At 70.6% G+C, this 22,727-nt stretch carries 18 protein-coding genes; 9 read left to right on the forward strand and 9 right to left on the reverse strand.

The genetic code is table 11. The annotated features are described in order from the left end of the window. Positions 1 to 5 precede the first annotated feature (5 nt). Positions 6 to 1,019 carry a LacI family DNA-binding transcriptional regulator gene (locus AB0I98_RS17310; protein ID WP_362942179.1) on the forward strand — a complete coding sequence of 338 codons (1,014 nt, stop codon included), beginning with the start codon at positions 6 to 8 and terminating at the stop codon, positions 1,017 to 1,019. A gap of 45 nt (positions 1,020 to 1,064) precedes the next feature. On the opposite strand, the gene AB0I98_RS17315 is transcribed toward AB0I98_RS17310, so the two are convergent. From AB0I98_RS17315 to AB0I98_RS17325, 3 genes are all read right to left on the reverse strand, one after another. Beyond that, positions 1,065 to 2,564, reverse strand: coding sequence for a family 43 glycosylhydrolase (locus AB0I98_RS17315; protein WP_362941908.1), 1,500 nt, complete (start codon positions 2,562 to 2,564; stop codon positions 1,065 to 1,067). 17 nt (positions 2,565 to 2,581) lie between these two features. Then, positions 2,582 to 4,282 carry a lectin gene (locus AB0I98_RS17320; protein WP_362942182.1) on the reverse strand — a complete coding sequence of 567 codons (1,701 nt, stop codon included), beginning with the start codon at positions 4,280 to 4,282 and terminating at the stop codon, positions 2,582 to 2,584. A 71-nt stretch (positions 4,283 to 4,353) separates the two neighbouring features. Continuing rightward, positions 4,354 to 7,224, reverse strand: a complete 2,871-nt coding sequence (locus AB0I98_RS17325; RefSeq protein WP_362941911.1) for a PQQ-dependent sugar dehydrogenase — start codon at positions 7,222 to 7,224, stop codon at positions 4,354 to 4,356. Positions 7,225 to 7,523: 299 nt separating this feature from the next. Between AB0I98_RS17325 and AB0I98_RS17330 the strand changes: the two genes are divergently transcribed. Further along, entirely contained in the window at positions 7,524 to 8,675 is a 1,152-nt protein-coding gene (locus AB0I98_RS17330; RefSeq protein WP_362941914.1) for an acyl-CoA dehydrogenase family protein, read from the forward strand. Positions 8,676 to 8,687: 12 nt separating this feature from the next. Here the strand turns inward: AB0I98_RS17330 and AB0I98_RS17335 are convergent, their stop codons facing one another. From AB0I98_RS17335 to AB0I98_RS17355, 5 genes are all read right to left on the reverse strand, one after another. Then, positions 8,688 to 9,203 carry a PaaI family thioesterase gene (locus AB0I98_RS17335; protein ID WP_362941916.1) on the reverse strand — a complete coding sequence of 172 codons (516 nt, stop codon included), beginning with the start codon at positions 9,201 to 9,203 and terminating at the stop codon, positions 8,688 to 8,690. Between the two features lie 31 nt (positions 9,204 to 9,234). Then, positions 9,235 to 10,209 carry an LLM class flavin-dependent oxidoreductase gene (locus AB0I98_RS17340; protein ID WP_362941919.1) on the reverse strand — a complete coding sequence of 325 codons (975 nt, stop codon included), beginning with the start codon at positions 10,207 to 10,209 and terminating at the stop codon, positions 9,235 to 9,237. Next, positions 10,206 to 12,632, reverse strand: a complete 2,427-nt coding sequence (locus tag AB0I98_RS17345) for a GNAT family N-acetyltransferase (RefSeq protein WP_362941921.1) — start codon at positions 12,630 to 12,632, stop codon at positions 10,206 to 10,208. Before AB0I98_RS17345 ends, AB0I98_RS17340 begins: the two co-directional genes overlap by 4 nt. A gap of 90 nt (positions 12,633 to 12,722) precedes the next feature. After that, the gene (locus AB0I98_RS17350; RefSeq protein WP_362941924.1) at positions 12,723 to 13,679 is read right to left on the reverse strand and encodes an electron transfer flavoprotein subunit alpha/FixB family protein; all 957 of its coding nucleotides are present in this window, start codon (positions 13,677 to 13,679) and stop codon (positions 12,723 to 12,725) included. Positions 13,680 to 13,705: 26 nt separating this feature from the next. Beyond that, positions 13,706 to 14,485 carry an electron transfer flavoprotein subunit beta/FixA family protein gene (locus AB0I98_RS17355; protein ID WP_362941927.1) on the reverse strand — a complete coding sequence of 260 codons (780 nt, stop codon included), beginning with the start codon at positions 14,483 to 14,485 and terminating at the stop codon, positions 13,706 to 13,708. A gap of 146 nt (positions 14,486 to 14,631) precedes the next feature. Here AB0I98_RS17355 and AB0I98_RS17360 point away from each other — a divergent pair, with 146 nt between their 5' ends. The 7 genes from AB0I98_RS17360 to AB0I98_RS17390 are packed head-to-tail and all read left to right on the forward strand — an operon-like array spanning position 14,632 to position 21,490. After that, positions 14,632 to 15,939 carry a phenylacetate--CoA ligase family protein gene (locus AB0I98_RS17360; protein WP_362941930.1) on the forward strand — a complete coding sequence of 436 codons (1,308 nt, stop codon included), beginning with the start codon at positions 14,632 to 14,634 and terminating at the stop codon, positions 15,937 to 15,939. After that, positions 15,939 to 16,664, forward strand: coding sequence for a hypothetical protein (locus AB0I98_RS17365; protein ID WP_362941933.1), 726 nt, complete (start codon positions 15,939 to 15,941; stop codon positions 16,662 to 16,664). The genes AB0I98_RS17360 and AB0I98_RS17365 overlap by 1 nt, the downstream gene beginning before the upstream one ends. Positions 16,665 to 16,668: 4 nt before the next feature. After that, entirely contained in the window at positions 16,669 to 17,577 is a 909-nt protein-coding gene (locus AB0I98_RS17370) for an SDR family oxidoreductase (protein ID WP_362941936.1), read from the forward strand. A 1-nt stretch (position 17,578) separates the two neighbouring features. Beyond that, positions 17,579 to 18,004 (forward strand): OB-fold domain-containing protein, encoded by a 426-nt coding sequence (locus AB0I98_RS17375; protein ID WP_362941939.1) that lies wholly within the window; start codon positions 17,579 to 17,581, stop codon positions 18,002 to 18,004. Then, the gene (locus AB0I98_RS17380; RefSeq protein ID WP_362942185.1) at positions 18,001 to 19,149 is read left to right on the forward strand and encodes a thiolase family protein; all 1,149 of its coding nucleotides are present in this window, start codon (positions 18,001 to 18,003) and stop codon (positions 19,147 to 19,149) included. Before AB0I98_RS17375 ends, AB0I98_RS17380 begins: the two co-directional genes overlap by 4 nt. A 14-nt stretch (positions 19,150 to 19,163) precedes the next feature. Beyond that, complete coding sequence (locus AB0I98_RS17385) at positions 19,164 to 20,384, forward strand: acyl-CoA dehydrogenase family protein (RefSeq protein WP_362941942.1); 1,221 nt, start codon at positions 19,164 to 19,166, stop codon at positions 20,382 to 20,384. After that, positions 20,381 to 21,490, forward strand: coding sequence for an acyl-CoA dehydrogenase family protein (locus AB0I98_RS17390; RefSeq protein ID WP_362941945.1), 1,110 nt, complete (start codon positions 20,381 to 20,383; stop codon positions 21,488 to 21,490). Before AB0I98_RS17385 ends, AB0I98_RS17390 begins: the two co-directional genes overlap by 4 nt. A gap of 67 nt (positions 21,491 to 21,557) precedes the next feature. Here the strand turns inward: AB0I98_RS17390 and AB0I98_RS17395 are convergent, their stop codons facing one another. Beyond that, a complete protein-coding gene (locus tag AB0I98_RS17395) occupies positions 21,558 to 22,715 on the reverse strand; it encodes an acyl-CoA dehydrogenase family protein (protein ID WP_362941948.1) in 1,158 nt (385 codons plus the stop codon). Positions 22,716 to 22,727 lie beyond the last annotated feature (12 nt).

The raw sequence follows: 22,727 nt of genomic DNA on the forward strand, positions 1-22,727 counted from the left end.
CGACCATGCATGACGTCGGGAAACTCGCGCAGGTCAGTGCCATGACCGTCTCACGGGTACTCAAGAACGATCCCGGCGTGTCCGAAGCCACACGCGAACGCGTCTTCGCCGCGGTGGACCGCCTCGGCTACCGCCGCAACGAGACCGCGCGCAGCCTGCGGCTCGGCGGCACCGGGATGATCGGTCTTGTCGTCACCAACCTCGCCAATCCGTTCTACTCGCGTCTCGCGCTCGGCGTCCAGGAAGTTGCCACCGAACACGGCTTGCGGATGATGCTCAGCAACACGGCCGAACAAGCGGAGCGGGAGCCCGGCCTGATCGACGGCCTCATCGATCACCAGGTCGAAGGGCTGATCGTCGTCCCCGCCGGAAGCCGGCAGCAGCACTTGGCCGACGCCATGCGCCATGTCCCCGTCGTCCTCGCCGCACGGCCGCCGGCCGGCCTCGACACCGACTGCGTGCTGGTCGAGGACTTTCACGGTGCCCGCGAGGCCACCGCGTGCCTGCTCGCTGAAGGGCACACCCGCATCGCCTTCCTCGGCAACCCGCCGGCTCTGTACACGGGGGCTGAACGGCTGCGTGGGTTCTGGGCGGCACACGAGGAGGCCGGCGTCGAGCCCGACAACGCCCTCATCTGCCAAGGCCTCGTCGACGCCGCGACGGCCGAGCGAGCGGCGCTCGACATCCTCGACCGGCCCGGGGGTCCTACCGCGCTGTTCTGCACGAACAACCGCATCAGCCAAGGTGCGATCCGAGCCCTCTACAAAGCGGGGATCACACTTCCCCTGGCAGGCTTCGACGACTTCGAGCTCTCCGACGTCCTCGGCCTCCCCCTGACACTCGTCTCGTACGACGCCGACGAGATCGGCCGGCAGGCCGCACGCCTGCTGATCGACCGCCTGAGTCACCGGGACGGCGAACCGCCCGCCTCCCGCCGCATCACGGTCCCGACCCGCGTCATTCGCCACGGCCCGCACTCCGGCGACCGCCCCTGCGGTGCACGGCCACCCAGCGCGTAACGGCCGCCTGAGCACGGGTCCTTGGGCGTGGACGCTCCTCCTACGTCAGCGGGCGGGTCCGATGGTCATGTTGTCGAAGGAGGCGGCGGAGTCGAAGACCCGGACGCCGTTCGCACCGCTGCGGTAGGTGCCGTCGCTGGCGGAGATCTTGGGGGTCGTCATGTCGTCGACGTACACCTTGATCGACGGGCCGACGGCGGTGACGCGGATCCGGTGTGTCGAGCCCGGTTTGACGGATGTCCGGGCGGTTCCCAGTTCGGTCCAGGAGTCGTTCGCCCGGCCCAGGACCACCTTGCCGCTCGGGCTGATGCCCGCGTAATAGCCCGAGTAGCTGTCCAAGCCGACCGAGGGCCTGCTCACCCGGAACGTGAGCCCGGCGTCCCCGCGCCCCGAGGTCACCGTGACGTCGGCGTCGTACGTGAAGTCCGCGAAATTGGTGTCGAGGAGGGACTTGCCGCCCAGGCTGCGGCCCACCCGGTACCGCCCGTCGCCGGCCGACCAGGTCCCGCCGTACGTCTTCCAGCCCAGTGCGTTGCCGTCGGCGAAGTTGTCCTTCACCCGCATCGCGATGCGGCGGATCGTGCCGTCGGGGTTGAAGTACATGCGGTCGTAGGCCAGTTGACGGTGGTTGCCGTCCGTCTCGCTGAGCGGACGGCGGTGGTAGACGATGTACCAGGTGTCGGTGCCCGGAACGTTGACGACGGAGTTGTGGCCAGAGCCCTTGGCGACCGCCGGATCCTGGGCGAGTACCTTGTCGATCTTCTGGAAGGGGCCCGTCGGCGAGTCGGACATGGCGTACGACACCGAGTAGTCGGGGCCGGTCCAGCCGCCCTCCGACCACATCAGGTAGTACTTGCCGTTCCGTTTGAACATGTAGGAGCCCTCGGTGTAGTTGTCCGGCGTGATCTCCTTGTAGGTCGATCCGTCCTCGAAGGTGCCCAGGCTGGTCATGTCCGGGTTGAGCTTGACGACGTTGGCGTGGTGCCAGCCGCCGTAGTACATGTACGCCTGGCCGTCGTCGTCGATGAACACGTCCTGGTCGATCGGCTGGGCCCCGTTGTGGAACTGCGAGATCAGCGGCTTGCCGAGGGCGTCCTTGTAGGGCCCTTCGGGGCGGTCGGCGACGGCCACGCCGATGCCGCCGAGCTCGGAGTTGTTCTGGATGTCGTTCGCGGCGAAGTACAGGTAGTACTTGCCGCCGCGTTGGACCGGAGCCGGCGCCCACACCGCGTACTTGGCCCAGGAGACGTTCGCCGTTGTGAGGACGTTGCTGTGCTTGGTCCAGTGGATCAGGTCGGTCGAGGAGAACGCGTCGAGGTAGGTCTGCTCGGCGTACGGCTTCGACGCCGTAGGAAAGACCCAGTACTTGCCGTCGTAGATCTCGATGTCGGGGTCCGCGTACCAGCCGTCGACGAAGGGGTTGCCGGCCTCGGCGGTCGAGTACTCGGGCACCGCTGCGGCGCCGGGCAGGGCCGCGACCTGGGGAGTCATGCAGAGCGCGGCGCCGGCGAACAGGCCGATGAGCGCTTTGAGCGGGGTACGCATCGCGCGTCGCCTCCTGGTCACGGCAGGGTCCACTTCTGGTTGGGTCCGGTGTGGCAGGTCCACAGGTGGACCGGGGTCCCGTCGTTCCAGGTGCCACCGGACGCGTCCAGGCACTTCCCGGACTGGGGGTTACGCACCGTGCCGTCGGCTTGGGCCGCCCACTTCTGTGCGCCGGTGTTGTTGCATGTGTACAGCTGGATCTTGGTGCCGTCGGCGCTGGCACCCCCGGAGACGTCGAGGCACTTGCCGAGTGCTGTGAGGGTGCCGTCTTCGGCGACGGTCCAGCGCTGTGCGGCGGAGGTGTTGCAGGTGTAGAGCTGGATTTTGGTGCCGTCGGCGGTGCCCGCGTTGTCCACGTCCAGGCACTTGCCGTTGACGCCCTTCACCTCACCGGAACGCGGACCGGGCGGCGTGGCCTGCTTGATCCGGACGTTGCGGAAAGCCACCTCGTCGCCGTCGCCGTGGTTCTGGAGGCCGATGTGGCCCTGCTGCAGGCTGCGCGCCGGGTCGGTGTTGGAGAAGTCGTTGATCTTCCGGCCGTTCAGGAAGATCTCCAGTCGCTCCCCGGTGACTCGGATCTCGTAGGTGTTCCACTCGCCGGGCGGGTTCAGGGCGGCGTCCCGGGCGGGGATGTCGGCGGACTGGAACCCGTACACGGCTCCGGTCGTGCGGTCTGTGGTGTCGGTGGCGTCGATCTGGATCTCGTAGCCGTTGTTCACCGCCGACCACGGGTCGTCGGAGGCCGGAAAGCCCACCAGGACACCGGAGTTGTCGTCACCGCTCGCCTTCCAGTCCAGCTTGAGGGAGTAGTCGCCGGTGAACTCCCGGGCGTTGTACCAGAGCATGCCCAGCCCGCCCTGCGAGGTCAGGGTGCCGTCGGCCAGGGTGAAGCCGCCGGGTCCCGCCTGCTTCCAGCCGGTCGTGCCGGTGCCGTCGAACAGGGACGTGTAGCCGGTCTCCGGGCGGCAGTCGGCCTGGGTGGTGCCGGCGGCCCAGCGGATGCCGCCGAGCAGATGCCGGCGGAAGGCCGGGTCGGCGAAGGACTCCTCGGTGTGGCCGCCGCCGGTGTAGAAGGCCCGGCCACCGGCGTAGTCCTTGCACCAGGCGATCGGGTGGTCGCCGGACATGGTGCCGCCGGAGTAGCTGGACTCGTCCAGTGAGGCCAGCACATGGGCGGTGGTGCGGGGGTTGGTGCGGTAGTTGTACCACTCGTCGGTGCGCTGCCAGGTGCGGCCCAGGTGCGCGGTGGCGTCGTGCGCCCGGTCCTCGACCTTGACGGTGGCGGGCTGGATGGCGGGGTGGGACTGGAAGTAGGCGCCGGCCAGTCCCTCGTAGAAGGGCCAGTCGTACTCGGTGTCGGCGGCGGCGTGGATGCCGACGTACCCGCCGCCCGAGCCGAGGTACTGCTCGAAGGCCGTCTGCTGGGCGTTGCCGAGCACGTCGCCCGTGGTCGACAGGAAGACGACGGCCCGGTACTGGGCCAGGTTGGACGTGGTGAAGGTCTGCGGATCCTCGGTCGCGTCGACGGTGAAGTTGTTCGCCGCGCCGAGTTCACGCAGGGCCGTGATGCCTTCGTCGATCGAGGAGTGGCGGAAGCCCGCCGTCCGGGAGAAGACGAGGATCCTGTACGCCGGGTCGGCCGCCGCCGGTGCCGCGTCGCGCGGGGCGGTGAGCGCGGCCGGTGTGGCGCCGGGCAGGGCCGCGACTTGGGGAGTCATGCAGAGCGCGGCGGCGGTGAACAGGCTGATGAGCGCTTTGAGCGGGGTACGCATCGTGCGTCGTCTCCTAGTCACGGCAGGGTCCACTTCTGGTTGGGTCCGGTGTGGCAGGTCCACAGGTGGACCGGGGTTCCGTCGTTCCAGGTGTCGCCGGAGGCGTCGAGGCATTTGCCGGACTGGGGGTTGCGGACGGTGCCGTCGGCTTGGGCCGCCCACTTCTGTGCGCCGGTGTTGTTGCACGTATAGAGCTGGATCTTGGTGCCGTCGGCGGTGCCTGCGTTGTCGATGTCCAGGCACTTGCCGAGTGCTTTGAGGCTGCCGTCGTCGGCGACGGTCCAGCGCTGGGCGGCGGAGGTGTTGCACGTGTAGAGCTGGATCTTGGTGCCGTCGGCGGTGCCCGCGTTGTCCACGTCCAGGCACTTGCCGTTGACGCCCCTCACCTCGCCGGTGCGGTCGCCGCCGGTGGCGGTGGTGAAGGAGAACTCGTCCACGTCGAACAGTGCGCCGCTGCCGCCCTTGAAGACGAGGTAGAGGGTGGTCGCGGCGGCCGGCTGGTTGACCAGCGACGCCGTGACGTCCTGGAAGGTCTCCCAGTCGCCGGTGACCGGTGCGGTGGCCGTGCCGAGCAGGGTGCCGGTCGGGGAGCCGGTGCGTACTTCGATGGTGCCGCCGGTGCCCGCCGAGGAGACGCGGGCGGTGAAGGTGCGGGTGTTGTCGAGGCTGTACGGCTTGAAGGAGATCCAGTCGCCGTTGTGGATGTCGCCGACCGTCTTGCCGCCGTGCGCGGGGGTGTGGTTGATGACCGACACACCGGACGCGTCGCCGTAGTGCTCGGCCTGCCGGTGGCTGGGCTGGGTGATCCGCTGGTCGTGGGTGGTGAGCGCGGGCTGGCCGTTCGCGCCCTGGTCTGTGTACTCGGCGTCGAGGACGCCAAAGATGTTGGCGTTGGGGTCGTGTTCGCCGTCCGCCAGCGTCTGCAGGGTGCCGGTGCAGCCGGTGGCCGAGGTCTGCGGGTGCCCGTGGCTGTCGTGGCCGACGATGAAGTTGACCTTCACCTTGGAGCAGTCGATCGTGCCGTCCTCAGGGTCGGTGACCGTCACCTTGAACGGGATGGCGGCGCCGAAGTCGTAGATCCGGCCGTCGGCGGGTGTGTCGATCCGCACCGTCGGGGCCGTGTTGCCGACGGTGATCCGCACGGAGGCGGTGGCCGACTTGCCGGTGGGGTCGGTGACCTTCAGCGTGGCCGTGTACTGGCCGTTGGCCGTGTAGGTGTGGGACGGGTCTGCCGCGGTGGAGGTGGCGCCGTCGCCGAAGGTCCACTCGTGGGCGAGGGTGCCGCCCTCGGGGTCGGAGCTGCCGGCCGAGGAGAAGGAGACGGCCAGGGGCGCCTTGCCGGAGGTGACGTTCGCCTTGGCCTGTGCCACCGGGGCGTGCCCGCCGGTCACGTGCTCGATGCGGTACAGCGCGGAGTTCTCGTCGCCGTCGAAGTAGCCGGTGCCGTAGTCGAGGACGTAGAGGGCGCCGTCCGGGCCGAAGGCCATGTCCATCACCTGGGTGCCGCTCCAGGGGAATGCGTTGATGGACTGCACGGTGCCGTCGCCGCTCGCCTCGATGCGCTTGATCCAGCGGCGGCCGAACTCGCCGGCGAAGAAGTCGCCGTCGTACTCCTGCGGGAACTTCACGTCCGAGGTGGACGCCGCGTCGTAGCGGTAGACGGGGCCGCCCATGGGGGACTCGGAGCCGTTGCCGAACTCCGGTACGGAGTTGCCGTCGTAGGGGATCCAGGCGGGCTGGGCGGGCGGCAGGTCGGTGAGGCCGGTGTTGCGCGGCGAAGTGTTCCTCGGTGCCGCGCAGTTGAAGGCGGAACCCGAGGCGCCGGTCGCGAAGTCGAAGTCGACGTAGGCGTCGTTCTTGCCGGTGCAGTACGGCCAGCCGAAGTTGCCGGCCTTGGTGATCCGGTTGAACTCGACCTGTCCGCCGGGGCCGCGCGACGCGCTGGCGGTACCGGCGTCGGGGCCGTAGTCACCCACGTAGACGATGCCCGTGGCCTTGTCGACGCTCATCCGGAACGGGTTGCGGAAGCCCATCGCGTAGATCTCGGGCCGGGTCTTCGCGGTGCCGGACGGGAAGAGGTTCCCGGACGGGATCGTGTACGAACCGTCGGCGGCGACCTTGATGCGCAGGATCTTGCCGCGCAGGTCGTTGGTGTTGCCCGAGGAACGCTGGGCGTCGTACGCGGGGTTGCGTGAGCCGCGTTCGTCGATGGGCGTGTAGCCGTCTGAGGCGAAGGGGTTGGTGTCGTCGCCGGTCGACAGGTACAGGTTGCCCGCGGCGTCGAAGTCGATGTCTCCGCCGACGTGGCAGCACAGGCCGCGGGAGGCGGGCACGTCGAGGATCTTCTTCTCGCTGGCGAGGTCCAGGGTGTTGTCGGTCTTCAGGACGAACCGGGACAGCCGGTTGACCCCGTCGAACGGGGTGAAGTCGGAGGCCGACCCGTTGGACGGGGCGTCGCCGCCCGGCGTGTTCAGCGCGGGCGCGTAGTACAGGTAGACGAAACGGTTGGCGGAGAAGCCGGGATCGGCCGCGATGCCCTGGAGGCCCTCCTCGTCGTGGCTGTAGACGTCGAGCGTGCCCGCCACGGCGGTGTTGCCGGCCGCGTCGGTGCGGCGCACCGTGCCGTCCCGCGACGTGTGCAGCACCGAGCGGTCCGGCAGGACCGCCATGGTCATGGGCTCGCCCGTCTCGGCCACGCCTTTGGCGAGGGTGACCTGCTGGAAGTCCTCGGCCGCGGCGGCGCGAGCTGTGCCGCCGGGGGAGGCCGGGGCCTGGGCGAAGGTGGGAGCCGCGGCGGCGGGGTTCAGGGGGAGCGCCAGGCCCACGGCACACGCCGCGGCCGTGAGCAGCGTACGGACACGTCTGTGTCCGAGCAGTCTCGTGCGCACAGAGTTCTCCCGGAGAGGTGGGGGTGGCGGCAGGCCGCGGAGGGCCTGCCCGGGGGAGTGCCGGCGCGCGCCGTCGCGCCGTCAAAACAGAGGCCAGTGGGCCCTGTTGGAGCTCTGACTGCTTCAGTTCCGGGAAGTTAGCGGGCTTGGTCCGCAGCCGTAACCCCTTTGACACAAGATCTCGGAACTTTTTCCCCGCGGGAGACAAAGTGCGTGAGCTGCCCGGCGCGGGCTCGTATCAGCTAACATAGAATAAAGAGTTAGATGAATGTGCCGCCAACGCACGCGAGGGAGTGGCCGTGGACTTCGGGCTGACCGACGAGCAGGATCTGTTGCGCGCGACGGCACGGCAGTTCGTCGCCGATGTGTGCCCGGCCGAGAAGGCCAAGGAGTGGGACGAGCAGGGTGTCGTACCGCCGGAGCTGTTCCGGGGTATGGCTGAACTCGGCTGGTTCTCGCTGCCGTTCACCGAGGAGGAGGGCGGCGACGGCGGGGGGCCGCTGGAGCTGATCCTGATCGCCGAGGAGCTCGGGCGGGCCAGTTTCGATGTCGCCATGTGTTATATCGGTGTGCTCATTCCCGGGATCACGGTGTTCCGCTGGGGCAGCGAGGCCCAGCGCGCCTTCATCCGTGAGCAGGTCATGACCGGGCGGCACCGGCTCGCCGTGGGCCTGAGCGAGCCGGACAGCGGCTCCGACGCCGCCGCCCTGCGCACCACCGCCGATGACCACGGCGACCACTTCCTCGTGCGCGGCCAGAAGGCCTGGTGCACCGGCGGCGGACTGCCCGACACCACCATCGCGACGTACGTCCGTACCGGCCCCCGCGAGCCCAAGCACGGCGGCATCAGCCTGCTGCTGGTCGACCCCACCACGGACGGCGTCGAGGTCCGCCGGACACCGACGCTGGCCCGGCACATCCTCGGCACCAACGAGGTCTTCTTCAACGACGCCCTGGTGCCCAGGGAGAACCTCGTCGGCCCCCACGACGAGGGCTGGAAGGTCATGCTCTCCAACATCGAACTCGAGAAGGTGATCATCACCGGCGGCTATCTGGGCGCCGCCCAGGCCACCCTCGACGAGATGCTGGAGTACTCTCGCACCCGGCACGCCTTCGGACGGCCGATCGGCAACTTCCAGGCACTCGCCCACGGCATGGCCGACCTCCAGACCGAGATCGACTCCGCCCGGCTGCTCGCCTACCGCGCCGCGTGGCTGCTCGCGCAGGGCAAGCCGTGCACGCGGGAGGGTTCGATGGCCAAGCTGAAGGGCTCGGAGACATATGTGGCGGCGGCCCGGCTCGGGATGCAGGTCTGCGCAGGGCACGGCTTCTCCACGGAGAGCGTGATGAGCTTCCGCTACCGGGAGTCGATCGTGGCGACGATCTCCGGGGGGACGAGCCAGATCCAGCGGAACGGGATCGCCCGGAGCATGGGGCTGCGGTCCTACTGAGCCCGAGCGTCGCTACTGCCCCTGGGCGTCCTGCCCCGCCAGCCACTCCTTGTGCCGCGCGAAGTGCCCCTGGTCCCGCGTCACCCAGATCCCGGACGCGCGGGCCAGCACGGCACGGGTCGGCAGCAGCACCATCTCGCCCTGGATGTACCAGCGCCTGCCCTCGCGCTTCTCCACCCAGGCCCGCACCTCCAGCGGCCGCTCCACCGGCACCGGCTTGACGAAGCTGATGGTCAGCTCCGCCGTCACGCTCAACACCCGGTGCAGCAAAGGGAGATGGCCGAGGCAGTCGTCCAGGACGGCCGCGGTCCAGCCGCCGTGCGCGACATCGGGCCCGCCTTCCTGATCGCGCGGGCAGTGCAGTTCGAACAGCGCCGCCCCGTCCTCGTCGAGCCGCTCGTGCTCCACACCCAGCCGGCAGGAACCGGCGGCCCGGCACGCCCCGCACAGCGCCACACCGCCCGGTGTACGCGGCGGCTCCTGGAAGTCGGCCCCCGCCCAGGGCCCGGTCGACGGCGTGGCAGACATGGCGTGACTCCTCGTGTCGGACATGCAGAGTTCAGACTTCGGCGAGCAGCGGACGCAGCTTCCCCGCGATGAGCTGGACTTGCCGGGCGACCATGTCCTCCGGCATCCCGGCGAGAGACGCCCACAGGAACACTCCCTCGACGGGCAGTCCGGTCACGTACTCCCGGATGGCCGCGGCGGTGTCCTCCGGTGTGCCGTAGAGGAACTGGCCGACGCCGGTCGAACTCAGCCCCCGTTCCCGCCACTTCTCGGGGTCGATGGGGCGGGGGACGGGCTGGTCGGTGCCCTCGACCATGTACCGGCGATAGGTGTCCCACTGGTACGACAGATGCTTGCGTACCACCGGCCAGTCGGCGTCGGGATCCTCGGTGACGAAGGTCGTGAACGAGCCCTGCATCCGGGCGGTCGAGACGTCGTACCCGCTCTCGGCGAGCCCGTCGCGGTAGGGGGACAGCAGGGCCGGGTTGAGCGACAACAGGCCTGTACCGAGCCGGCCGGCGCGGCGGGCGCCCTGCGGGCCCTGGTAGCCGAGCCAGATCGGCAGCGGATCCTGGACCGGACCCGGGGTGACCAGGGACTCGGCCCACAGGCCGCGGATGTCGCGTACCCGCTGATCGGTGGTGGAGTAGCGCTTGCCGAGGTCGCCGCCGTAGAGCCGGTACTCGGGGACGCGGTAGCCGGTGCCGAGCCCGAGGTCGAGCCGCCCGTCGCTCAGGATGTCCACGAGGGCGGCCTGTTCGGCGATCTCGGGCGCCGCGTGTAGCGGCGCCGGAATGACGGCCGTACCCAGCCGTACCCGGCGGGTGCGGGCGGCCGCCGCGGCAGCCATGGTGAGCGGCTGCGGCAGGTACCCGTCCTCGAAGCCGTGGTGTTCGGAGAACCAGACCGAGTCGAGGCCCAGCCGGTCCGCCTCCTCGCACATCTCCAGCGCGAAGCCGTACACGCGCGACCAACTCTGCCGCCACGGCGGCGGATTGCGCAGGTCGAAATAGATGCCCACCTTCATGACGGGCTCCCTCCCGGTGAGTTGTCGGTCAGCCGGATCGTCACGTGCGCGACGGCGACCCCGTCCCCGGGCGGCAGCAGCCGCACCGGACGCAGTTCCAGTGCCTCGATCTCCGGCAGGTCCTCGACCATCGCCGAGATCCGCAGGACGGTCTCCTCCAGCGCCGCCAGATCCACGCCCGCCAGCAGCGGCGCCGCGCGCAGCGACCGGACCATCTCGCGGGCGTCCCGGTCGCTGAGCGGAGTGATGCGGTACGCCACGTCCGCCATGAGGTCGGCGTAGTCACCGGTCAGGCCGAAGGAGACCACCGGCCCGAAGACCGGATCGGCGCTGACGGACAGGAACGCGTCGGGGCCCCGGCTCTCGGCGTCCGCCACCGTGATGCCGTACGCGTCCAGCAGTTCGACCGCGACATCCGCGGGTACGGGACCGGGGGCGCACCCGCCGGCCAGCGAGCGCGCCCGGTCCGGGTCGACTCCCGTCAGGTCCGGTACGACACCCGCGGGCGTACTGCGCCACGCCTGATACGCCGCCGCGTGCCCGAGGGACGCCGCCGCCGATTCGGGGAACGTGTAGGTCGGTACGACGAGTTCGCCCCGGCGCAGCAGATCGGCGACGCCTCCGTCACCGAGGAAGCTGGTCACGACCGGCTTGTCCGGGACGGCGGAGGCCGCGTCGAGGATCGCCGAGGCCACCTCGTCGGCCTTGTCGGCGAGCGGGGGCATGAACAGCACGACGGCGGCGTCGACTTCGTCGTCGGCGAGTACGGCGGCCAGCGCCTGCCGGTAGTGGTCGGCGGTGGCCATCGGGGTGAGGTCGATGGGATTGCCGACGTCGGCGCGGGACGGCAGGGCCGAGCGGAGCGCCTCCCGGGTGGGCTCGCCGAGCGCGGGCACCCGCAGTCCGCTCGCCGCGCACGCTCCCACCGTCAGCGCGGCGGGTCCGCCGGCGTTGGTGATGACGGCGACGCGGTTGCCGGGCGGCGGAGGCTGGTGGGCGAGCAGCAACGCCACGTCGAACAGCTCCTGGAGGCTGTGCGTGCGGATCACGCCGGACTGGGCGAACAGGGAACTCACCGCCGCGTCCTCGTGACCGGGATGGACGGCGACGATCGGCTTGCGCGGCGCGACCCGGCGGGCGATCCGGGCGAACCGGCGCGGATTGCCGAAGTGCTCGACGTGCAGCAGGATCACCGACGTCTCGGGATCCTCGTCCCACCACTGGAGCAGGTCGTTGGTCGACACGTCCACCGCGTGACCGACCGACACGAAACCGGAGAAGCCGAGGCGCAGCCGCCGGGCGAGGTCGAGCACCGCCAGGCCCAGCGGACCGGACTGGCTGGACATCGCGACCCGGCCGGGAGCGGGCAGCGCGGGCGAGAAGGTGGCCGCGAGCCGGGCCGCGGACGTCGTGTTGACCACGCCCATGCAGTTCGGGCCGACCAGCCGCATACCGGAGGCCCGCGCGAACCGGGCCAGCTCCAGCTCGGTCGCCCGCCCGGCCGCCCCGGTCTCCCCGAAGCCCGTGGACACGACGACCACCGCCTTCACCCCGGCGTCCGCGCACTCCCGTACGACCTCGGGCACCGCCTCCGCCCGCACGGCGACGAGCGCCAGATCCGGCACCTCGGGCAGCTCGCGCACGCGCGGATACGCCCGCACCCCCGCGACCTGTCCGGCATGCGGATTCACCGGGAACACGCCGCCCTCGAAGCCGCCGCGCAGCAGGTTGGCCACGATCTCGTGGCCGATGGTCAGCGGGCTGCGGTTGGCGCCGATCACCGCGACCGACCTGGGCTCCAGCAGGGGCCGCAAGGAACGCCGTACGGCCGTGTGCTCGCGGCGCTCGGCCCGGGCCACGGCATGCGCCTGCGGGTCGATGGCGATGTCGAAGTGGAGGATCTGGCCGGGCGGCCCGGCCTCGACCCGGTAGCCGGAGCCGAGGAACACGTTGATCATGCGGGTGTTGTCCGCGAGGACGTCGGCTTCCAGCACCCGGATGCCGCGGGCCCAGGCGGCGGCAGCGATGTGTTCCAGCAGCAGCCTGCCGAACCCCTCGCTCTGGTGGTCGTCCCGGATGGTGAACGTGACCTCGGCGTGGTCGGGTTCCTCGGGATCGCGGACGTAGCGGACGAGGCCCGCGATCTCGTCCCCGGCCAGCGCGACCAGCGCCAGCTCGTTGAGATAGTCGACGTGCGCGCCGCGCCGGATGACGTCGTCGCGCATCCGCACCACCGGGCCGAGGGAGCGGTAGGCCAGCGTCGCCCGCGACAGACCGCCCACGAAGGCGACCAGGCGGTCGGCGTCCTCGGGCCGGATGGGCCGGACGAAGGTCGACCGCCCGGTTCGCACCAGCCCGGGCTGCTCCAGGTCCTCCGGATACGACGGGTACGAGGCGTCCGCGTCGTTCGGGGGAGTGGTCACGGGCGCCGCATCTCCGTCATGGCGCTCCTTCGGGTAAATGGACTGAATCAGTTAGCTACATTAGATGTATCAGCCCGCGATACGGAAGCCTCAGGCCCCGCGCTTGCCGATCTCCTCCACCAGCTGCGGCAGCACCTGGAAGAGATCGCCCACCACGCCGTAGTCGGCCAGCTCGAAGATCGGCGCGTCCTCGTCCTTGTTCACGGCGACAATCGTCTTGGACGTCTGCATACCGGCCCGATGCTGGATCGCGCCGGAGATACCCGCGGCGAGATAGAGCTGCGGGGAGACCTGCGTGCCGGTCTGGCCGACCTGGTGGCTGTGCGGGTACCAGCCGGCGTCCACCGCGGCCCGGGAGGCGCCGACGGCCGCGCCGAGGGCGTCGGCGACCCGCTCGACCACGGAGAAGTCGCCGTTCACGCCCCGCCCGCCGGAGACCACGATGTCGGCCTCGGTCAGCTCGGGCCGGTCGCTGCGCGTACGGGGGGTGCGCTCCACGACCTGCGCGGCGGCGGAGGCCGGACCGAAGGCGACGTCCACCTTCTCCACCGTCGGCGTGGCAGGGGCGGGCTCGGGGGCGGTGGCGTTCGGCTTGACCGTGATGACCGGGACGCCCTGGGTGATATGCGCGGTGACCTGGTACGTCGCCGCGAACACGGACTGCTCGGTGACCGGTCCGTCCGCGCCCGCGGTGACATCCACGGCGTCGGTGATCAGCCCCGACTCCAGCCGGAGCGCGACGCGGGCGGCGGTCTCCTTGCCGTCCAGGGTCGACGGCACCAGGATCGCGGCCGGCTCGGCGCTCGCCGCGATCTGCGTGAGGGCGTCGACGGCCGGGGTGACGAGGTACTCGTCGACCGGCGGGGCGTCCACGACGTAGACCTTCTGTGCGCCGTACCGGCCGAGCGTCTCGGTGGCGGCGTCCGCTCCCGCCCCGAGGAAGACGGCCGACGGCTCTCCCAACCGGCGTGCCAGGGTGAGCAGTTCGAGGGTCGGCTTGCGCAGGTTTCCGTCGACGTGGTCGACGAGTACGAGGATCTCAGCCACGGTGATGTGCTCCCGGCTCGGCGGTGTCAGATGAACTTCTGGGCGGTGAGGAACGCGGCGAGACCGGCGCCGGCCGCTCCCTCGTCGGCGACGATCTCGCCCTTCGCGCGCGGCGGACGCTTCGCCGCGCGGTCGACGGCCGAGCGGGCGGCGCTGCGGCCGACCTGCTCCGGCTCGATGCCGAGGTCGGACAGGTCCAGGCTCTCCAGCGGCTTCTTCTTCGCCGCCATGATCCCCTTGAAGGAGGGGTAGCGGGCGTCGCCGCAGCGGTCGGTCACCGACACCACGGCCGGCAGCGCGCTGTGCACCCGCACGGACGCGGTCTCGCCCTCCCGTCGCCCGGAGACCGTGCCGTCGGTCACCGTGACCTCGTCGAGGTGGGTGACGGCCGGGACGCCGAGCCGCTCGGCCAGCAGCGCGGGCAGGACCCCCATGCCGCCGTCGGTGGAGGCCATCCCGCAGACGACCAGGTCGAAGCCGTGCCGCTCGATCGCCTTGGCGAGGACGAGCGAGGTGCCGAAGGCGTCGCTGCCCTGGATGTCCTCGTCGCTGACGTGCAGCGCGGAGTCGCCGCCCATGGCGAGTGCCTTGCGCAGCGCGTCCTTGGCGTCGTCGGGGCCCACCGTGAGGTAGGTGATCTCGGCGTCCTCGCCCGACTCGCCGACCCGCAGGGCCTGTTCGACCGCGTACTCGTCGAGCTCGGACAGCAGGGAGTCGACCGAGTCGCGGTCGGTGGTGCCGTCCTCGGTGAAGGTCCGGTCCGCCGTCGCGTCGGGCACGTGCTTCACGCAGACAACGATCTTCACAGCGGCACCTCCGGGTGGCTTAATGAGTTCTAATAGTTAACTATATAAGCCGAGGGTTCGCTCCAGTGGAAGTGATTCCGACGAATTAGTTGACTGATTGCGCTGATAGCTGGAACATCTGAGCAGCCGGGACGCAAGGAGGCGCCATGGTCGGTGACAGGTACTTCGAGCCGCAGGTGGAGACCATGCCCCGCGAGCAGCTGGGCGCGCTCCAGGAGGAGCGCGTCCTGGAGCTCGTGGAGTACGCCTATGCGCACTCCACGTTCTACCGAGAGCTGTGGGACGCGCACGGCGTGCATCCACGGGACATCCGGACCCTGGACGACTTCCGGGCCCGTATCCCCTTCATCACCAAGGACATGATCCGTGCCCACCGGGCCCGCACCGGCGACCCCTTCGGCGGTCTGCTGTGTGTCCGGCCCGACGAGCTGACCTCGGTGTCCTCCAGCTCGGGCACCACCGGTGACCCGGAGTTCTTCGCCGAGATCTGGGAGGACGCGCCGCCCCTGGTCACCGCCCAGGTGCGGGACCTGTGGGAGCTGGGCCTCAGGCCCGGCGACCGGGTGCTGAGCCCGCCCGGCACCTTCCGCAACCTGATGGACCCCGGTTTCCAGGCGCTGGGCGCCGTGGTGATCGAGGTGGACACCTGGATCGGCCGGATGCACGAGGTGGTCGAGGCGCTGCGGAAGTACCGGCCCGCCTATCTGCAGATGATCTATCCGCAGATGGTCGAGCTGGAGCACCTGGCGGAGAAGACGGACCTCAAGGAGGCGTTCTCTTCTCTCAAGGGCGCCTCCTGCGCAGGCCAGCCGCTCAGCCGGAAGATGCGCGAGCGGATCGTCAACGACTGGGGCATCGAGGTCTACGAGTACACCAGCGCCGCCGACACCGGCACCGCCTGGGAGTGCCGGGAGCACGACGGCTTCCACCTGTGGGAGGACACGGTCTTCGCCGAGTGCGTCGACGTGAAGGACGACGGGTGGGCCGATGTCGTGGAGGGTGACCTCGGCGAACTCGTCGCCACCGACCTCGACAACCGGGCCGCCCCGCTGATCCGTTACCGCAGCGAGGACCTCGTCCGGCTGTCCCGGGACCGGTGCGGCTGCGGACGTACCCACGCCCGGATGTGGGTGGCGGGCCGGCGCGGCGACGAAACCCTCGTCCGCGGACGCTCGGTCGTCCTGCGGGACATCTGGCAGGCGGTGGAGGACCAGCCGGAGACGGGCGCCGGGGTGTTCCAGATCGTCCGGCAGCGCCGCGAGGTGGAAGAACTGCGGCTGCGCGTCGGATACGACCCGGAGCGCACCGCCGATGTCGACGCCCTGGCGGGGCGGTTGAGCGAAGCCGTGCGCGAGCGGACCGGGGTGAAGCCGGTGCTCGATCTGCGGACCGAGGAGGAGCTGTTGCGAACCATGCCGAGCGTCGCCAAGTTCCCCCGGGTGGTGAAGAGCTGATGGCGCGCGCCGACACCCTCGCCCGGGCCAGGAACCTCGACCGGCCCGAACTCGCCTACGTCGTACGCTTCCCGGCGGCCACAGGCACCGTCGACACCGAGCTGACCTGGGCCGAACTCGCCCGCGACACCGCCTGGGTCACCGACCAGCTGCGCGGCCACGGCCTCGCGGCCGGACAGCGGGCCCTGCTCACCACCTCCGGCTTCGAGGGCTTCTGGTGCCACTCGGTCATCGGCGCGCTGCGCGGGCTCAAGGTGACGTACGGCATCGCGGAGGCGATGGGCTGGGACCACCGCCGTACGTCCGTCTTCCACCGCGAACTCGAACCGCACGCGGTGATCGGCCTGTCCGCCGAGACCCTGGAAGGGCTCAGCGGCACCGCCGACATCGGCGAGATGTTCCGCACGACATCGGTCGTGCTCGCCCGGCCCGCCGCGGTGCCGGTGCTGCGCGCGGCCGGTGTCGGCGCCTTCCTGATCGCGCCGGTGGGACCGGCCCTGGCGCTGGAGTGCCCGGAACGCTCGGGGGCGCATGTCAACGCGGCCGAGTGGCGGGTGGGCGAGCGGGACGGGGAGCTGTTCGTGGCCGCGGGGGAGGGGCGCACATCCACGCTGCCCGAGACCCCGCTGGGCCTTCCGGGGCGGGTCGAGACCGGTCGCTGCGGTTGCGGGAGCGAGGATCCGCGCGTGCTGCTCGCCGACTCGCCGTCATCACATAGGAGTTGAAGAGATGTCTGAAGGAGTGGCCGACGGCCGGGTCGTGGTCGTCACCGGCGCCGGCAACGGGATCGGCCGGGCGCACGCGCTGGCCTTCGCCGCGCAGGGTGCGCATGTGGTCGTCAACGACCTCGGCGGCGCCCGCGACGGAGGCGGTGCCTCGACCGGGCCCGCGCAGGCGGTGGTGGACGAGATCACCGAGGCCGGCGGCGAGGCCGTGGCCAACACCGACGACATCGCGTCGTGGGACGGCGCTGAGCGACTCGTGCGCCAGGCCGTGGAGACGTACGGCGGGCTGGACGTGCTGGTCAACAACGCCGGCATCCTGCGGGACCGGACGATCGTGTCGATGACCGAGCAGGACTGGGACAGCGTGATCGCCGTCCACCTCAAGGGCACCGTCGCCACTCTGCACCACGCGGCCGCCCACTGGCGCGCACGCACCAAGGCGGGCGAGGCCAACGACGCCCGGGTCATCAACACGACCTCGCCGTCCGGTGTCTTCGGCAACCCGGGCCAGTCCAACTACGGCTCGGCGAAGGCCGGAATCGCCGCCCTCACCATCATCGCCGCCGCCGAACTCGCCCGCTACGGAGTGACGGTGAACGCCATCGCGCCGACCGCCCTCACCCGGCTCACCGAGGACATCGAGGTGATGAAGCAGGCCGCCGAGACCCAGGACCTGACCCCGGAGGCCATCTCGCCCCTGGTGGTGTGGCTGGGCTCGGCCGCCTCGCGCGAGGTCACCGGCCGTGTCTTCGGAGCCGTCGGCAACCGGATCACCGTGCTCGAGGGCTGGGTCAACGGGCCCAGCGCGAGCGCCGAGTCCCGGTGGACACCGGAGGAACTGACCTCCGTCGTGCCGAACCTGGTCGCCAAGGCGGCACCGAACGCCGACGCGCTCGGCAACCGGAGGGGCTGATATGACGACACGGAAACCGGTCGCCGAGGGCCTGTTCAGGTCCGACCCCGAGCCCCGTCTCATCGGCTCCGAGTGCACGGCCTGCGGCGAAGTGGCCTTCCCCGCCACCGAGTTCTGCCTGCGATGCGGCGGCGACGCGTCCAAGGAACGGCTGCTGGCGGACCGCGGCACCCTCTGGACGTACACCACCCAGAACTTCCGCCCGCCGTCCCCGCCGTACGACGGACCGGAGTCCTTCGAGCCGTACTCCGTCGGCTACGTCGAACTCCCCGGCGAGCTGCTGGTCGAGGCCCGCCTCACCGAACCCGACCCGGCGAAGCTCGCGATCGGCCAGGACATGCGGCTGACGCTCGTGCCCTACCGGGTCGACGACGACGGCACCGAGGTCCTGACGTTCGCGTTCACCCCGGTCGAGGAGGAGGTCTGATGGAAGCGGTCATCATCGGCGTGGGGCTGCACCCCTTCGGCCGGTTCCCGGGCAGGCCGGCGATGGAGATGGGCGCGGAAGCGGTCCGTATGGCCCTCGCCGACGCGGGCGTGACCTGGCCGCAGATCCAGGGCGGCTACGTCGGCAGCTACGAGGTCGCCAATCCGGACGCGATCGTCGGTGGCCTCGGCCTGACCGGCGTACCCCTGCGCGGCGTCTTCAACGGCTGTGCCACGGCCGGTACGGCGGTGGCGCTGGCCGCCCGTGCCATCGAGACCGGCGAGCACGACCTCACCATCGCCATCGGCATGGACAAGCACCCGCGGGGCGCCTTCGCGGCCGACCCGTCCGTGGCGGGCATCCCCTCCTGGTACGGGCAGACGGGACTCTTCCTCACCACGCACTTCTTCGGCATGAAGATCAACCGCTATATGCACGACCACGGCATCTCCCACGAGACCCTCGCGCGCGTGGCGTCGAAGAACTTCGGCAACGCGGCGGGCAACGACAAGGCCTGGCGCCGTACGCCGCTGTCGATGGAGGAGATCCTGGCCTCGCCGGTCCTCAACTACCCCCTGCGCCAGTACATGTACTGCGGTCCCGACGAGGGCGCGGCAGCGCTCGTGCTGTGCCGCGCCGACCAGGCCCACAAGTACACCTCGACTCCCGTCCGGGTCCGTGCCACCGCCCTGCGCAGCCGCCGCCTCGGCGCGTTCGAGGTGCAGAGCCCGTCGTTCCCGGTCGGGGAGCCGACGCCCAGCCCCACCGTGGACGCGGCCCGGGCGGCGTACGAGAGCGCGGGCATCGGGCCCGAGGACGTCGACGTCGCCCAGCTCCAGGACACCGACGCCGGGTCGGAGATCATCCACATGGCGGAGAACGGGCTCTGCAAGGACGGCGACCAGGAACGCCTCATCGCCGAGGGCGCCACCGAGATCGGCGGCCGGCTCCCCGTCAACACCGACGGCGGCCTGCTCGGCAACGGCGAGCCCATCGGCGCGTCCGGACTGCGTCAGATCCACGAGATCGTGCTCCAGCTGCGCGGCACGGCCGGGTCCCGGCAGATCCCCGGCACCCCACGCGTCGGCTACACGCATCTGTACGGTGCCCCCGGCGTGTCCGCGGTCACCATCCTGAGCACGTGAGGGCCTGAGCGCACATGGACGACGACATGCAGGACTTCACCGCCGACGTACGCCGCTTCCTCGACGCCCACGCGGCGAAAGCCCCCGACCGCACCGCCTTCACCTGGGGCGAGGGCGACGACTCGATGGCGTACTTCAGCAGCCTCCCGCCCGAGGAGGACCGCGAGCACGTCCAGCGGGCCCGCGACTGGCAGCGCGTCCGCTACGAGAACGGCTTCGGCTGGATCACCGGCCCCGAGGAGTACGGCGGCCGCGGACTGACCCCGATCCATGACGTCGTCTACGACGCGATCGAGGCCGAGTACGACGTCCCCGACACCGGCACCATCAGCGTGGTCGGCCTGGGCATGATCGGCCCGACGATCCTCGCCCACGCCCAACCGCACCTCAAGGACCGCTGGCTGCCCGCGATGTACAGCGGGGACGCCATCGCCTGCCAGCTGTTCAGCGAGCCCGGCGCCGGGTCCGACCTGGCGAGCGTGACCACCCGCGCCGTGCGGGACGGCGAGGACTGGGTGCTCGACGGACAGAAGGTGTGGACGTCCGTCGCCCAGCACAGCCAGATCGGCCTCGCCCTGACCCGGACGAACCCGGAGGCGCCGAAGCACCGCGGCATCACGGCGTTCCTGGTGCCCATGGACGCCCCCGGCGTCGAGGTGCGTCCGCTCCGGCAGATGACCGGCGGCACGGACTTCAACGAGGTGTTCCTCACCGGCGTACGCATCCCCGACGACCACCGCCTCGGCGAGGTCGACGGCGGCTGGACGGTCGCCCTGACCACGCTGATGAACGAGCGGGCGACCGTCGGCAGCGAGGGCGCCGGCCCCGTGGGCGCCGCCCTCTCCCCGGACCGTCTGGCCGCCCTGATGCGCGCCACCTGGACCGGGGAGGACCGCGCCCTGCGCGCCCGCCTCGCCGAACTCCTCGTGGACGTCATGGCCACCGGCTACCTCAACGCCCGCGCCACGCGCGCCCTGCGCTCCGGAGTCACACCGGGCCCCGAGAGGTCCGTCTCCAAGCTGATGTACGGCCAGAATCTCACCCGGGCCGCCCACTTCGCGTCCGACGTCCTCGGCCCACGGATGATCGCCGACACCGGCGAGTGGGGCACGTACGCCTGGTCCGAACTCCTCCTCGCCACCCCCGCGTTGCGCATCCTCGGCGGCACCGAGGAGATCATGAAGAACATCCTCGCGGAACGCGTCCTCGGACTGCCCAAGGAGGCACGCTCGTGACCGTCGACGACAGCGGACTGCGCGAACTGCGGGCAGCCGTACGGGAGTTCCTGGAAGCCAAGTCGCCCGAGGACGTCGTCCGCAAGCTCATGGAGAGCGAGCCGCGCTTCGACCCGGCGGTGTGGGCACAGGCCTCCGACCAGCTGCGGCTGCCCGCGCTGACCGTCCCGGAGGAGTACGGCGGTGACGGCTTCGGGATGGTCGAACTCGGCGTGGTCCTGGAGGAGATGGGCCGGGCGCTGCTGTGCTCGCCGTTCTTCGCCACGGTCGTCCTCGCGGTCCCGGCCCTGCTCGCGTCCGGCGACGCGGAGGCCTGCGCGCGTCATCTGCCCGGTATCGCCGACGGACGGACCACGGCGACGCTTGCCGTCGCCGAGGACGCCGGGTCCTGGGACCCCGCGCTGGTCTCCGCACGAGCCGTGGGGGACGGCCGATGGCGGCTGACCGGCGGCAAGAGCTTCGTCATCGACGGGACGACGGCCGATCTCATCCTGGTCGTCGCCCGTACCGTCGCCGGTCCTTCCCTGTTCGCGGTCGACCGTACGGCCGTGGGTCTGACCGCCGAGCCGATGGAGACGCTGGACGCGACCCGGGCGATGGCACGGCTCACCCTCGACGCCGTACCCGCGACGCTCGTCGGCGCCGAGGGCGCGGCCGAGCGGATCGTGAACCGGGTCCTGGACCTCGCCTCCGTCGGACTCGCCGCCGAGCAGGCGGGCGGGGCGCGGCGCTGTCTGGAGGAGAGCGCCGCATACGCCCGCACCCGCCACCAGTTCGGCCGGCCCATCGGCACCTTCCAGGCCGTCAAGCACAAGTGCGCCGACATGCTGGTCCAGGTGGAACTCGCCGAGGCCGCGAGCCGGGAGGCCGCGCGGCTCGCCGCCGAGGGCTCGGACGAGTTCCCGGTCGCCGCCGCGGTCGCCCACGCCTGCTGCTCGCGGGCGTACATGGTCGCGGCGATGGAGAACATCCAGGTCCACGGCGGCATCGGCTTCACCTGGGAGCACCCGGCCCACCTGTACTTCCGGCGTGCCAAGTCCTCCCAGCTGCTGTTCGGCGGCCCCGCGGTGTATCACGAGCGGCTGCTGGACCGGCTGGGCATCTGAGACCGCGCCGTCAGTCGCGACTAAGGGGCCGCCGGCACAGCCGGCGGCCCCTCATCGTGTGCCTTCCTCAGCCGCGAGCGGCCTCTCCGAGCAGCGCCTTGGCGATGATGACCTGCTGGATCTGACTGGTGCCCTCGTAGATGCGGAACAGCCGGGCGTCGCGGTAGAAGCGCTCGACCGCGACGCCGCGCATGTATCCTGCGCCGCCGTGGATCTGCACCGCCCGGTCCGCGACCCGCCACACCATCTCGCTGGCGAAGTACTTCGTACAGGACGGGCCGACCTTCAGGTCGGTCCCCGCGTCGAAGCCCCGGGCCGCCTCCAGGACCGTGGCGCGTCCGGCGTAGTAGTCGGTCATGGAGTCGGCGATCAGACCCTGGATGAGCTGGAAGGAGCCGATGAGCTTGCCGGACTGCCTGCGGGTGCTCGCATACGCGACGGACTCGTCGACCAGCCGCTCGGCCATCCCGACCATCAGGGCCGAGATGTGCACCCGTCCGTGTGCGATACAGCCCATCGCCGTGGCGAAGCCGCGATTCAGGCCGTCCTCGCCGCCGACGAGCGCTTCGGCCGGTACGCGTACGTCGTCGAAGTAGACGTCCGCGGTCCAGGCGCCGAACTGGCCCATCTTGTGGTCCTTGGGCGCCACGGTGAGGCCGGGCGTGCCGGCCGGGACCAGGAAGGTGGAGATGCCGCGGGTGCGCGGGGCCTCGTCGTCGGTGCGGGCGAAGACCATGAAGACGTCGGCGAGCGGGGCGTTGGTGATGTACCGCTTGGCCCCGTTGATCACCCACTCGTCGCCCTCCAGGCGAGCCTTGGTCGTCAGCGTCGACGGATCGGAGCCGGCGTCCGGTTCGGTCAGCGCGAACGATGCCAGTACGTCGCCGGAGGCGATCCTCGGCAGCCAGTGGGCCTTCTGCTCCTCGGTGCCGCCGACCATCAGAACGTGCCCGGCGATGCCGTTGTTGGTGCCGAACATCGAGCGCAGGGACGGGGTCGTATAGCCCAACTCGAACATCAACTGGGCTTCTTCGTACATCGACAGCCCCAGCCCGCCGTACTCCTCGGGCAGCGCGAAGCCGAACAGGCCCATCTTCTTGGCCGCCTCGCGGATCTCCGCGGGCATCTCGTCCTTCTCGTCGATCTCCGCCTCCAGCGGCACGACGCGCTCCCGGACGAAACGCCGGACCTCGGACAGCACCGCGGAGAAGTCGTCCGCGTCCATGTCGCCTCCCTG

It is taken from the genome of Streptomyces sp. NPDC050211 (assembly GCF_040656035.1).
Taxonomy (GTDB): domain Bacteria; phylum Actinomycetota; class Actinomycetes; order Streptomycetales; family Streptomycetaceae; genus Streptomyces.